The 13740-nt window shown below is 50.2% G+C and carries 14 protein-coding genes; all 14 read right to left on the bottom strand.

Going from position 1 to position 13740, the window contains the following annotated elements; all coding sequences use genetic code 11:
• Positions 1–2 precede the first annotated feature (2 nt).
• The 14 genes from tolA to PTW35_RS05190 all read right to left on the bottom strand — a co-directional run bounded on the left by tolA (position 3) and on the right by PTW35_RS05190 (position 13705).
• Positions 3–1046 carry a cell envelope integrity protein TolA gene (gene tolA, locus PTW35_RS05255; RefSeq protein WP_281026806.1) on the bottom strand — a complete coding sequence of 348 codons (1044 nt, stop codon included), beginning with the start codon at positions 1044–1046 and terminating at the stop codon, positions 3–5.
• Between the two features lie 13 nt (positions 1047–1059).
• Positions 1060–1506, bottom strand: coding sequence for a protein TolR (gene tolR / locus PTW35_RS05250; protein ID WP_281026805.1), 447 nt, complete (start codon positions 1504–1506; stop codon positions 1060–1062).
• A gap of 5 nt (positions 1507–1511) precedes the next feature.
• Positions 1512–2195 (bottom strand): protein TolQ, encoded by a 684-nt coding sequence (tolQ, locus tag PTW35_RS05245; protein ID WP_039459139.1) that lies wholly within the window; start codon positions 2193–2195, stop codon positions 1512–1514.
• Positions 2192–2599: a tol-pal system-associated acyl-CoA thioesterase gene (gene ybgC / locus PTW35_RS05240; protein ID WP_044622853.1), complete on the bottom strand. Its 408-nt coding sequence runs from the start codon at positions 2597–2599 to the stop codon at positions 2192–2194. Before ybgC ends, tolQ begins: the two co-directional genes overlap by 4 nt.
• Before the next feature lie 270 nt (positions 2600–2869).
• Positions 2870–3172 (bottom strand): cyd operon protein YbgE, encoded by a 303-nt coding sequence (gene ybgE / locus PTW35_RS05235; RefSeq protein ID WP_039459131.1) that lies wholly within the window; start codon positions 3170–3172, stop codon positions 2870–2872.
• Positions 3165–3278: a cytochrome bd-I oxidase subunit CydX gene (gene cydX / locus PTW35_RS05230; RefSeq protein WP_044622852.1), complete on the bottom strand. Its 114-nt coding sequence runs from the start codon at positions 3276–3278 to the stop codon at positions 3165–3167. Before cydX ends, ybgE begins: the two co-directional genes overlap by 8 nt.
• A gap of 11 nt (positions 3279–3289) precedes the next feature.
• Positions 3290–4426, bottom strand: coding sequence for a cytochrome d ubiquinol oxidase subunit II (cydB, locus tag PTW35_RS05225; protein ID WP_281026804.1), 1137 nt, complete (start codon positions 4424–4426; stop codon positions 3290–3292).
• A 17-nt stretch (positions 4427–4443) separates the two neighbouring features.
• The gene (gene cydA / locus PTW35_RS05220) at positions 4444–6030 is read right to left on the bottom strand and encodes a cytochrome ubiquinol oxidase subunit I (RefSeq protein WP_044622850.1); all 1587 of its coding nucleotides are present in this window, start codon (positions 6028–6030) and stop codon (positions 4444–4446) included.
• Between the two features lie 998 nt (positions 6031–7028).
• Entirely contained in the window at positions 7029–7232 is a 204-nt protein-coding gene (locus PTW35_RS05215) for a hypothetical protein (RefSeq protein WP_281026803.1), read from the bottom strand.
• 96 nt (positions 7233–7328) lie between these two features.
• Positions 7329–8144 (bottom strand): MurR/RpiR family transcriptional regulator, encoded by an 816-nt coding sequence (locus PTW35_RS05210; protein WP_281027438.1) that lies wholly within the window; start codon positions 8142–8144, stop codon positions 7329–7331.
• Positions 8145–8146: 2 nt separating this feature from the next.
• Positions 8147–9655: a DUF4127 family protein gene (locus PTW35_RS05205; RefSeq protein WP_281026802.1), complete on the bottom strand. Its 1509-nt coding sequence runs from the start codon at positions 9653–9655 to the stop codon at positions 8147–8149.
• Complete coding sequence (locus PTW35_RS05200; RefSeq protein ID WP_281026801.1) at positions 9652–10992, bottom strand: FAD-dependent oxidoreductase; 1341 nt, start codon at positions 10990–10992, stop codon at positions 9652–9654. Before PTW35_RS05200 ends, PTW35_RS05205 begins: the two co-directional genes overlap by 4 nt.
• Entirely contained in the window at positions 10979–11569 is a 591-nt protein-coding gene (locus PTW35_RS05195) for a hypothetical protein (RefSeq protein ID WP_281026800.1), read from the bottom strand. The genes PTW35_RS05200 and PTW35_RS05195 overlap by 14 nt, the downstream gene beginning before the upstream one ends.
• Before the next feature lie 9 nt (positions 11570–11578).
• Positions 11579–13705, bottom strand: coding sequence for a hydantoinase/oxoprolinase family protein (locus PTW35_RS05190; RefSeq protein ID WP_281026799.1), 2127 nt, complete (start codon positions 13703–13705; stop codon positions 11579–11581).
• Positions 13706–13740: the final 35 nt, after the last annotated feature.

Below are 13740 nucleotides of genomic sequence, written 5' to 3'. Positions count from 1 at the left end.
CCTTATTGCGGGCTTACTGTCAGTCTGATGCTGCGAAGCTGCTCAACCACGGCAGGGTCTTCCGGCATCGGGAACTGGCTCACCTTGACCACCGCGGCTTTGGCTGCCCGGCAGACAGCACTATCGCCGCCATCTTCCGACGCATCTAGCACCAAACCATTGCTCGACAGGCGCATGCGGATCACACACTCCTTGCCGATAAAGCTCTGCTCCACCAACAAATTCTGCTGGATCATCTGGGTGTAAATCGCACCATAGCGATCGCGCTCGTCAGAAATAAACTGACCGCGTGCACCGCCACGCTGCTCTGATTCAGCTTCCAAGCCGGCAAACATATCATTCAACGCCGCTTCCTGCTGGCGCTGAAGCTCACGGGCTTCCGCGGCCTTGCGTTCGGCTTCCTTACGGGCGGCCTCCGCTTTGCGCGCTTCTTCCTCGGCTTTCTTCTTGGCTGCAACCTGTGCCTGGCGCTCAGCTTCGGCTTTCGCGGCAGCCGCTTCTGCCTGGCGCTTTGCTTCTTCAGCTTTACGCTGCTCGGCTACTTGACGCTGGCGCTCTTCCTCAGCTTTTTTGGCTGCTTCCTGTTTCGCTTTACGCTCAGCTTCTGCTTTGGCGGCTTGCTCGCGGGCAACACGGGCGGCCTCGTCCGCTTTACGCTTCTCTTCCGCGGCTTTAGCTCGCTCGGCCGCTACACGCTTGCGCTCTTGCTCGGCTTCACGGGCTTCTTTCTCCGCCCTAAGCTTGTCCGCCTTGAGCTGACGTAAACGCTGCTCTTCTTCCAGACGCATTTTCTCCAAGGCTTCAGCCTGCTGCTCCAAGCGCTTGAGCCTGTCCTGCTCGGCAGTTTTTGCTGCTTCGCGCTGCTGGCGGATACGCTGTGCCTGCTGGTTCACCAAAGCCGGATCGACCACCACCGCCTGAACGATGCTGCCCGAGGGCTTAGGTTTTGTCATGATGAAATCCGTTCCCCACAACAACATAGCGACCAGTGAACCATGCATAATTAACGAAATAATGAAGGCAGCACTATATTCTCTTTTTTTCATCCTGCCCGCCTGCTTATTGTTCGAGAGGTTCGGTCATTAGACCTACCGAACCAACGCCCGCCTGGTTGAGTGCATCCAGCGTCTCAATAATGTAGGCATAAGGCGCACGTGCGTCCCCACCGACTAGCACCGTAGACTCGGGGTTCAACTGCAGCTCTGCACGCACACGGGTAAGCAGTTCATTGAGGCCTAGACCACGCTGCATCTCCTGATCATCCACACTGATGCCTAGGTGCCCGTCGCGGTCAACTTCAACAATAATCGGTGGCTTTTCATTGTTCTCACCGACCAACTCGGCCGCCGTCTTGGCCGTGGTGGTGCTCGGTAAATCAACATCGACCCCTTGAGTAATAAATGGCGCCGTCACCATGAAGATAATCAGCAGCACAAACATCACGTCGATATAGGGTACTATATTGATTTCACAAGTAACCTTGCGTTTTTTCGGTTGATAAGACATCGCTTCTACTCCTGGTGAGCAGCAAATGCCTGGCGGTGCAAAATGCTAGAAAACTCATCCATGAAAGTGGCATAAGAGTGCTCAAGCTTAGCCACCTGGTTAGTCAGCTTGTTGAAAAAGATAACCGCCGGGATCGCAGCGAACAGACCAATGGCCGTTGCAATCAATGATTCGGCAATACCCGGTGCAACCATCGCCAATGTCGCTTGCTTCACCGCACCAAGGGCGATAAAGGCGTGCATAACCCCCCATACCGTACCGAACAGGCCGATATACGGGCTGATCGAGCCGACTGTTGCCAAAAATGGCAGGTTGGTTTCCAGCTCTTCCACTTCACGAGACATGGCCACACGCATCGCACGCCCAGTGCCTTCCATCACCGCTTCAGGCGCCTTGCCGTTGTTGCGATGCAGGCGGGCAAACTCCTTGAAACCCGCATGGAAAATTTGCTCGGTGCCGGTCAGGCTATCCTTGCGCGCTTCCACTTCTTGGTAAAGCTGCGACAGATCCACGCCAGACCAGAAACGGTCTTCAAAACGCTCCACGTTAGATTTAGCCCGTGACAAGACTTGGGAGCGCTTGATGATCATGGTCCAGGATGCAACAGACATACACATCAAAATGATCACAACAACCTTACCCAACAGGCTCGCCTGTAGGAAAAGGTCTAAAATCGAAAGTTCAGTCACTTAGTTATCTCCGATAAAATATGTTCTGGGATCTTGATAGGTTTCAACGTATCGGGGTGGACACAGGCTACCTGAATCGATGCGCTACACAAGGTTTGCCCGTTAGTGTTAACTAAAACCTGACAAAATTCGATTGATGCCCGGCGTATAGTATTAGGCCAGGTCCGTACAACAAGTTGATCATCCAACTTGGCGCCCTTGAGATAATCAACCTCCATATGGCGCACAACAAAACTGACTTTTTCGGCGAACAAGTCGTTAAGACTGACACCGACAGAACGGAAGAGTTCCGTCCTCGCCCGCTCAAAAAACTTAATATAGTTAGCATGATAAACCAGGCCACCGACATCAGTGTCTTCGTAGTAGACCCTGATCGGCCAGTCAAAAGGATGCTCTTCGGTCATTACCATTCCAACCTTGGTGTTCCCAATGTATTTAGGCTTTTACTCAAGGGCTTACTATACCTAACTTGGCTACCGGATTGGAATCATGCATTCGCAGTAAACACACAGAGTTTTCCTTTTTGATGATCTTGTCACTGCCTGCCATCCGCTGCCGACACACTCTAAGGCTGCATTTTATCCAGTTACAAAAAAACAGCCCATTACTCAATTGCAATGGGCTGTTTCAATTGTATGTTTTTGTATCAGCGCGAACAGATTGACATCAAATCATTATGTTAGGCGCAAAAACAAAATATAAGCCAAGATAGGCAACGAGGCGTATGGCGTGAAAAACACCTGCCAGTACCAACGGCGTGGGACGAAGCCCACCCCGAAGACCATGGCGGCACACGTTGCCCAAATCAGGGCCGGCGAGATAATCGGTCCGAAACCGCCAATCGCCTGGGCGAAGAGTGTGGGCTCCCACACCACCAGCCCTGCCGATGCCATCGACATCAGCAGAGACGCTAAGCGCAGCAGACCGAAGTCTAGCCACTGGTGGGCACGCTTCACCCAGTGATCGAGGTTACTCACCGATATCCTCTTTATCCATATTTTCTGTCGCTTCAAGCCACAGCGCGTTGATGATACCGAATGAGCAGGCCAGAAGCACACCCAGGATCCAAGCGAAATACCACATAGTCTGTCTCCTTAGTACAGTGAGTTCTTGTTCTCTTCGATATATTTGGTATCAAGGCGGCCAAACATCTTGTAGTAACACCAAGACGTGTACGCCAGGATAATCGGTACCATCACTGCCGCAACACCGGTCATAATGTTCAGCGTCAGCTCAGAAGACGTCGCATCCCACATGGTCAAGCTGTGGTTTGGCACCAGGCTTGAAGGCATGATGAACGGGAACAAGGCAAAACCCGCCGTCAAAATCACGCCCGCCATAGTCAGGCTAGAAGTGATGAATGCCAGTGCGCCGCGGTTGGCACGAGAGCTCAGTACGGTCAGTACAGGCATCACTACCGCTAGCGCCGGTGCAATCCACAGTAGTGGGTATGCGTCAAAGTTAGCAAACAGCGCACCGCTCTGGCGCATGACTTCTTTGGTCAGCGGGTTAGAAGGCGCATTGGTCATGATTTCAGAGGTCACGATGTAACCTTCGATGCTCTGAGCCCAGATACCTGCAATGGCAAAACAAACTGCCGTACCCACTGAGGTAAGCATGGCAACGCGGCGAGCGCGCTCGCGGATAGCGTCGGTGGTTTTCATCTGCAGGTATGCCGCACCCTGGGTGGTGATCATCAGAATGCTCACGATACCGCACAGTAGGGCAAACGGGTTTAGCAGGCCGAAGAACGACCCCTTGTAAGTCGGGATCAAGAACTCGTTTAGCTCGAACGGTACACCCTGCAGTAGGTTACCAAACGCCACACCGAAGATAACCGGCGGTACGAAGCTACCTACGAAGATCGCTTTGTCCCAGGTTTCACGCCACTTTGGATCTTCAATCTTCGAACGGTAGTCAAAACCGATCGGACGCAGCCAAAGTGCCGCTAGCGTGATGATCATGGCAAAGTAGAAGCCGGAGAACGCTGTTGCATATACCAATGGCCATGCCGCAAACAGGGCACCACCCGCGGTGATCAACCAAACCTGGTTACCGTCCCAGTGCGGGGCGATCGAGTTAATCATTACACGGCGTTCGTTGTCTGTCTTGCCGATAATGCGCGACAGTACACCCACACCCATATCAAAACCATCAGTGACTGCGAAGCCGATGCATAGCACACCGATTAGCACCCACCAGATAAATCGCAATACTTCATATTCAAACATTGCTTAACTCTCCCTGATTATGCTTCAACCTGACGCGATACCACGTTCTGTGGTGCATCGGTTTTTTCAAAGTGGTAGCGGCCCGTTTTCAGGCTGCTAGGACCTAGACGAGCAAACTTGATCATCAGGTACAATTCAGCAATCAGGAACACTGTGTACAGTGCAATAATTGCCAGCAAAGAAGTAATGATGTCTGAAGCAGCAAGGTTAGATGCCGCCATCGATACCGGCAAGATCTCACCCACCGCCCATGGCTGGCGACCGTATTCGGCAACGAACCAACCGGCTTCTACTGCAATCCAAGGAAGTGGTAGGCCGTATAGCGCCGCTTTCAGCACCCACTTGTTCTCGGTGATCTTATGACGGCAAGACTGGATGAATGCCGCACCGATAATACCCAGCATCAGGAAGCCACATGCCACCATGATACGGAAGCTCCAGAACAGCGGCCATACTGTTGGGATAGAGTCATCCGCAGCACGGGCGATATCTTCTTCTGTTGCGTCCACAACGTTTTCAGCATAAGGCTTAAGCAGGAAACCGTAACCAAGGTCGTGCTTCACTTCGTCGAATGCTGCAATGTTTTCTGGAGTCTTGTCACCGGCACGCAGTTTCTCAAGCAAGCCGTAAGCCACCATACCGTTACGGATACGCTCTTCGTGCTCGTCTTTCAGATCACGCAGGCCGGTCACTTCGGTGTCGAAAGAACGTGTTGCGATAATACCCATGACATAAGGGATCTTGATCGCGTAATCCGTTTCCATCGTTTCCTGGTTAGGGATACCAAACAGGGTGAAGGCAGCAGGTGCTTCTTCTGTATGCCACTCAGCTTCGATAGCTGCTAGCTTGGTCTTCTGAACGTCACCTAGCTCGTAACCTGATTCGTCACCCAGCACGATGACAGATAGAATTGACGCCATACCGAACGCTGCTGCAATCGCAAATGAACGGCGAGCAAAGGCGATATCACGGCCTTTAAGGATGTAGTAAGAACTGATAGCCAGTACGAACATCGCACCAGTTACGTAACCAGACGCCACAGTGTGAACGAATTTCACCTGCGCAACCGGGTTTAGCACCACTTCTGCAAAGCTAACCATTTCCATACGCATGGTTTCAAAGTTGAATTCTGCCCCTACAGGGTTCTGCATCCAACCATTTGCCACCAGAATCCACAATGCCGAGAAGTTGGAGCCAAGAGCAACCAGCCAAGTCACCGCAAGGTGCTGACGCTTGGATAGACGATCCCAACCGAAGAAGAATAGGCCAACTAGGGTAGATTCAAGGAAGAAAGCGATAAGGGCTTCGATAGCCAGCGGCGCACCGAAAATATCACCTACGTAGTGGGAGTAGTATGCCCAGTTAGTACCGAACTGGAACTCCATGGTAAGACCCGTGGAAACACCCAGGGCAAAGTTGATGGCAAAAAGCTTACCCCAGAACTTGGTCATGTCCTTGTAGATTTGCTTTCCGGTCATTACGTAAACCGACTCCATGATGGCTAGTAGGAACGCCATACCGAGAGTCAATGGGACGAACAAAAAGTGATACATCGCTGTTAATGCGAACTGTAACCGCGATAGTTCGACGATATCAGTGAACATTGAGAACTCCTTCTTTCGCCAGGCTGACTGACGACAGTACAACACAGTGCACTTATGGTTGGGCTTAGCAAAATGTAGCCAAACGACGCCGCAATTTTTTTCACCTTCCTGGCTGTCACCATCTTATAAATCAATGACATCCTTGATATGTTGCAACGCTGTACCAAATTAGTTAATTTGTTGTTAAGCTACAGCTAATAAAGTCATTGCTAATATTACTGGCATTCTCTCTCATGCTCAATGGATTTATCGCACAATTTGCTTTGATAAATATCAATAAACCTTGCTCATTTATTAACCACCCACACCTTGGTTGACCCAGATCAAACTTTCCAGCCCTATACAGCCCACTCCAACCAAGACATCAAAACTACACTTTTTCAAATCGTGATTGAACGTATTAATGCCATTTCACTTTCTGTTTTATCACTTCATATATGGCTTATTTACCCTTAGAAAAAAGAGTATTGAATATGATTGAACTACATATTCAGCTAACACTAACCTTTAGCCGCTACTGACAAACAAGTCGCTACGGCCAGTAGCCGATAGAAATAAAGATTAGAAAAAATAATGCGAAAGCGAAAATTAACTCGCTTTTGGATAAATTTAAAATGCCTATAATCAGCCCCAGAAACAGATAAGGCCGCCCAGAGAGTAAAAGTCTTCTTTTTGGCGGGTTGTAGGCTGTTTCCCCAACCATTGAGATTTAGATTGAGGAAGTAGATATGGCTCGTATTTTTGAAAAAATCATTGCGCTTTACCAACCAAGCTTTGCGGAAATGTACAAAAGCAACTGCTAAAAACCGCTCACAAAGCAAGCAGGCGCTCTACAGGCTGTGAAATAAACCGGATTTTCTTTCTGTGATTTCGATTCGAGATGTCACGGAGATGTAACGAAAGACACAGCCATAAAACAAAAATCGTTGTGCTAGGCGATAAAAACAAAAACGAGGCCATGAGGCCTCGTTTTTGTGTCTTACTTACTACAATCTCAATTACCGATTGCTACTATTTCCCATCGCACTGGTAATTTCTTCCATCGGGGGCAAATTTCCCCTTGGATCATACTCATAATGTTTAGCAATGACTTTCTTGTCACAGTCACACGCATTTTTCGACGTCTTATCGGCACTCTCAGCCCATGCCATAGAGCTTGCTAGGGCAAACAAGGCTGACATTAACAGTCCAGCTTTAACCATCTAACACCTCCTTATTACTCATAAAGAGTATAGATGGAAATCTCTGTTATCTAACTGAATCTGAATCCTTATTTCCCCCTACCGACAGTATTAGCGCTATACCAGCAAATCCGTGACAGCATTGGCCGAATCAACCACAGCATCATGGTAGCCACTAATAGCAAGCATTTTACTCACCAAGACATCAACCAGCACCAATGAACCAACCTTGCCTGCCAGCGCCCCTCCATTGACCGCAGTTTCAGCAGCGGCAGCCACCACTTGATAGTCAGCCAGCTCAGATAGCGGGCTCGTTTTGACATTGGTTATGGCCAAAATTGCACAGTCAGTCTGGTGGGCGACCTTAACGGCATGCAGCACATCCTTGGTCGAGCCAGAGCTGGACACCACAACCATTGTATCGTGATGGTTGAACTGCGAAGCGGCTATTGCAGCCAAGTGCATATCTTGGTAACAGGTTACCCGCTTACCCAGCCTAAGCAACCGATAGCTAAGGTAATCAGCCACTATACTGCTCGCACCAACGCCAAGTACGGTGATCTGCCGTGCTTGGTGAATATGACTCACAAGCCGTTCCATACTCGTTTCATCGATCAGTTGCCGAGTCAAACGAAGTGCCTGATCAACCTCATTAAACACAGGATAAGGATCATGCCCCTGCACCGGCACCTCCTGCTGACCGCATTCCAGCGTTAACGCCAACTTAAACTCAGCATAACTGCGATAGCCAAGCTCTCGACATAACCGGCTGACGCTCGATACACTCACTTGTGCCTGCTGGGCAAGATCTGTCACCGTCAGCCTCACCACTTTCTGGGGGTTTTCGCGGATGTATTCTGCCAGTTGAGTCAGTGTCGGGCTCAACGATGGCAGAAGTTGTTGGATATTGGCAAAAAGTGGGGTTTCAATCATACTCACCCCCCCACCTTCAAACGGATACCAAGCTCGAAAGTCCGGTGCCACGGGGCATAGGTTTCCAGAGCAACATCTTGTGGCAAGGAATCGGCCGTCAAGGCACGATACAGCTCCAGCAATCGTTGCGCTGTGTACGCCATGGCCTGGAGCTCCTGCTCAGGCTGGTAGGAAGTGTGGCCAAATGCCGCATCAGAGAAATAGCGCTGTAGTAATTCACTGCGCACCACTGACTGGTAGCAGACATCCTCAAGTACATGGTAAACCACATTCTCCACCACAGCAGGTTGCCCAATATCAGCAATCATCCCTGCCCCCAACGTACTGCCCAACGTATTACAGTTAGTGTTCCAGCCTTTGTAGGAAGCCAGTTGGCCCAATACCCCTAATTTATTGAGGAAGCGAATCAGCTCAAGATCCCCACCATTGGCAAAGGCACTATCCGCCAACACCACCTTTTTACCAGCATCGAGATAATCTTTGATCCGCAGAGCGAAGTCCTGCAGGTTACGGCCAGAGCTGTATGTAAGATCTTTTTCGCTTTGCTGAGCAGCCTCTTGCATGATCTTACCCGGCGAGTTTATAGCCAACACGAGATCGGCTTCCTGACTGTTATCACACCAGCGACCGCCAACAGCACGGATGTGTGACTTCACCGACTCATTCATCGGCCGGTCTTCATACAGAGGAATAGTCTGCGGGCCCAGGGTTGAGGCGTAAAACGGAAATACTTTCGGCACCTTGCCGTGATACTCATTAAACGCCCGGCCAAGCAGGGTCACCCCCACTTCATCCGCTCCCGGGTAAATCGCAATATCAAACGACAGGTCCTGTTGCTCGATGTAACCCAGCACCTTTTTCTGATCCAGTGCGGTGTAACCGTATGGGCTGGAATCATCCTGTGGGATCACAAGGAAATTGATAACCTTGTCTTTTACCAGTTCTGCTACAGCCATATTGACCGATGAGTTGAACGCACGGCGCCCCTCGAAATCGGCAAGAACAAACTGCGGGACACTATCAGCGAGCTCCCCAAGTTGAACTAACTCGTCTCCCTCTAGACCATGGCGCTGCTGCTTGTCTTGTAAGTACTTCCTTTTGAAGATTTCAGCGCCAAAATCATCATAATATTCCGGCTCCTCGTCACTAGAACTGTAGCTCGGACATCGCATGATACAGTTATAGGCGTAGATCTTTGTCTCTGGGTTCTGGGCTCTCAAACGGCGAAGGTTAGCGACAAACGTTTGTTTGTCAGAGTCCTCTAGTGCATGGAGACGTGACGGTATCAAGCCTCCGTACATCATCATTTCCACCGATAGGATAACCGCGTCAACACCTGCCATATTGGCAAACACATACTGCCAAAGCTGCTCGGTATTTGCCGGCCGCTTTTTATTACTCAACAGAGAATCTGGAACGTTAACCAGCTCAATATCGGCTGTCTTGGCAATGTACTCGGGATAGAGTTTATTGCATGGCCGCTCATCTAAAGGAATAAACAGGGTCTTCATACACGCTCCCCCTTGAGGTCACGCCCATTGACTTGGTTAAGAGCCATACCATGCTGCTTGGCAAATGCACAGGCACGACCTGCTGCATCGCCCATGTCCCGGCAAGTGTGCTGAATACGGATACTCGATTGCATTTTGAAATCACAGGAAATGATCCGGCCAACGAAAATCAGATTAGCCACTTCCCCACAGACGAGCGAGCGATAAGGGATCTCATAGTATTCACCCTTGTCATATTTCTTCTTGAATGATTCATCTTCGACTTCAAGGTCATCACTGTGGATATCGATATACCAATCCCCCCTAGCAATACCATCATCGAACTTGCGGCGCTGGGCATAGTCATTAGCCGTCATCACATAACGCCCTTTGACGCGGTTTGACTCTCGGACCCCGAGCATATTAGCTTCCTGGGAGATAAACGCTTGCTCAAAACCCGGAATATTAGCGACAAGGAACGCAGCCAGTTGGTGCTGCATCTTGCGGCCATAGCGAACATACTCCGAGAAGACTTGTGGATCCTCAACATTACCCAGCTGTGGCATTTGCGGGTTGTTGAAAGACAGGCACCCCGGCTTGCCCGGCATAGAGAAACCTTGGATGTAACGTGCAATCTCTGGGGTCAACTCGCCATTTTGCTGGGCTTTGCCAAATACCTTCAAAAGCTCTCCGCAAGCTTCAACACCCGGCACGTGGACAAACTCCATAAAGGTTTCATCGGCCGGATCACAGAAGGTGTAATTAGCCTGAGCCAGGTATTGGCGTAGGCGGTCAAAATTGATATTGGCCATTTCAAACCGGAAAGACACCGACTGGCGGGTACCATCCGTATCACCGGTCATCAACTGGACACCAGCAAACCGCGATAAGAGTGCATCTCCGGATGCATCGATAAATTGCTCGGCTTCAAACTTGTAGAAGTTATCAAAAATCAATGCGGTCACTGACTGAATAACCCCATTTTCTGTATCAGCGGCTATCACGGTCGCATCATAAAAAATCTCAACACCACTTTCGGTCAATACCTGTTCATTGAGCAACTTGAAGCTCTCCGGGGAATACAATTCCATATTGCCCGGCAAGGTCAAACGGCCTTGGCCTGCCATATGCTGATGATAGGCATTAGTCAGCATGTCCGCGGTTGTCGAGCCATGAACATGAGATGGCATAAATGGGGTAACCATGGCATTAGCCTGGGTACCGGTGAGGGCAATTCGCTTCTCAAGTAAAGCAACTTTCAATCCTTGAAGTGATGCCGATAGTGCAGCAGCAACACCTGCTGTGCCACCACCGACCACCACAACATCGTAGCCAGCATAGGTCTTATTGGGTTTCACTTTCATCCCCTATGAATAATTCGTCAATTAGCAATGGGTTAAATGGTGCCTGACAGGCTCGGTGGGCAAAACGGTTACTGGCAATCTCAGAGGGGGAATGCAGGTGGCCGAAGAACGACTTACCCAGCAGGGTCAACCTGACAACCTTGCGCTGCAGGACAGGATCCTCAACCTGCCCCGTCATTTCCAACATATGAAAGAACTCGTGAGCAAGATAGAGTGACTCGATCATTGCCGAGCTAGCCTCAACGCCAAATCGAGCAAGATCCGCCAGGGCCTGATCAATACTGTCGCGGTAGATAAGTACCCGTTTGCCGAGGTTGTCTTCAATGATCTCGGCCCGCATCATCAAGCCATGCTTGAGGGCCTGCTCCACATTGCGGGTATATTCAATTTTGTAGCCCGCTTGCTCAAAAGCCAGGTAGAAGTTGGTGTGGCGGTACGCACCCGCCACACGCTCACCCAATGCCAGTGCCTGCTCCACGATATCCCGATGCTCTTCTACAGGGATCTTTGCAGCATATTTATCCATCTGTAGTTGCTTCAGTGCATAGGCAAAATCGGTATCAGACATCATTTTTCCCTTTTATTTTTTCGCCGCGACCAACAGGATATCCTGCTGGGCATCGAGGTGTTCCAGATCCATACTCATCATTGAGCTAAGCTGGTCGGTGCTAAACAGCCCGGAGTAGTCAAACATCCTCGAGCCGGTAAAGGCATAGACTTTAGGGATAGTCTGGCCTGCATCTGAATAAGAAGATAGCTGGGCAACCAGGGTATTGAGCGCATCACCGTAACCGCTACGGGCGGTTTTGATAAACTGCGCGCCCTTGAGCTTAAGCGGGATCATGCCATCGTTTTTGACCACTGCGTAATGCTCTTCCGTCTTGCGGATCAGGTTAAACAACTTACGGGATTCCTTCGGTGCCTTGACGATGTGGAACGCCCCTGACTGTGCTTTGGCCTGCACCAATTTACGGTCAACCGAGAACACATCAGCCACCTTGGCAGTAATGGCTTCTTCAGTCAGGTTCTCCACCCCACCATCATTGGAGAACTCGGTCGCACCGGTTGCTGTGGCAATCAAGATATTTCGTTGCTTGTCTACCTCAATGGCAATCTCAACAGATTCTTCCTTGGCTCCCTGGGCAACAATCTGATCCATGATATCGGCACGGATCTTTTGGATATCACTGGACGAAGGATCAACCACCGAGCGCTCGATCTGCTCTCGAACCATCGCCATCGCAACACCAATGGTTGAAATATATGGAGCATTCTTGGCGGTTTTGGCTTTAAAGCCATATTTCTCACCAAGGGCAAACGTGGTAATAGCTGCACTACCACCGCCGCCAACAAACTCGATGTACTCCGGGTTAACCTCGTACTCTTTGATCATCGGGCCGACAATATTCCAGATCTTTTCACAGGCAATGTCCATGACCTCACGGGCCACTTCTTCCACGGTTTTTCCGCAATACTCTGCCAGCGGCTGCCAGGCAACACGTGCCGCTTCCACATTAGCATGGGCATAATCGTCTTCAGGGACATAGCCAAGGATATTTGCTGCGCCAGCAAGGGTGTAGGCGTAATCTCCCTGATCGGAGGTAATGATGGCATGGTCCGGGCTATCGCCCGGTAACGGGGTGATCTCCTTGAGCTTGGCATTAGTCACGGGGGCATCGACAAAGCACTCATAGTGCTTGTCCGCAAGGTGGGCAGAGCGCGGGCCGACATCGATGATCTTTCCTTCGCCAATACGGATCATTGAGCCTCCAGCAATACCCAAGGTACGGACATCCAGCGCCTTAAGGTAGGTTTTATGCTTACCAACCTGAGCATTGTTAACAATAACCTTGCCGTCTTTGATCACTGAGATGTCAATCGAGGTACCGCCGACTTCGAAGAACACACCGTCAGAAATTTTTTCGTACATCAAGGCACCAGCAACGCCCGCCGCCAGTCCAGATAGCATGGTTAGGATTGGACGCTGTCGCACTTCGTTGACCGACATCACACCACCATCGGCGCGCATGATCATCAGCTCCGACGGGATGCCTACCCGCTTGACCACTTGCTCGGTCATATTGGCCGTTTCGATCATTTTCGGGATCAGCGAGGCATTGACCACCGCGGTACGGGTTCGCATCCGCAGGCCATAAAGCTGGGATATCTCATGGCCACTGGTTGCGTAAAGGCCCTTCTCGCGAGCCAGTTCAGTGACAAGCTTTTCCAGATGAGGGTCATCTACCGCATAGGCTTCAGAAGCGACAATCACCTCGCATCCTTTGGCAACTAACTCATTAATGGCCTGATCCGCTTTGTCTTTGGTGATCTCATCAACATCAAAATAGCTGAACTCGGTTTCAAGAAACTTACCTGGAGCTAGCTCAATGTGTTTTACATTCAATTCATTGAATGCCGCCTTGCTCTTACCTATCCCAATGATGCCAACTTTTGCCACATCACCTTCCAACAAGGCATTGGTTGCCTGTGTCGTGCCATGGGCAATAAACACTACCTGCTCTGGGGAAATATTATTGTTGGTCAGCACTTCGTTGATGATCTCAACAATGCCCTGGGCCACACCATCCTCGTGGTGGTGGGTTGTTGGCCGTTTGGCCTTGGCGATCACTTCACCTGTCTGATTATCAATAACCACGGCATCGGTAAACGTACCACCGACATCAATACCAATTCGTACTTTACGCATTCTTCTCTACCTTATCAGTGTGCATGAGCGGGTGC

Origin of the sequence: Photobacterium sp. DA100 (genome assembly GCF_029223585.1) — a bacterium.
GTDB lineage: Bacteria > Pseudomonadota > Gammaproteobacteria > Enterobacterales > Vibrionaceae > Photobacterium.
Note: the sequence above shows the minus strand (reverse complement) of the source record. Positions and strands in the feature narration are given on the sequence as shown.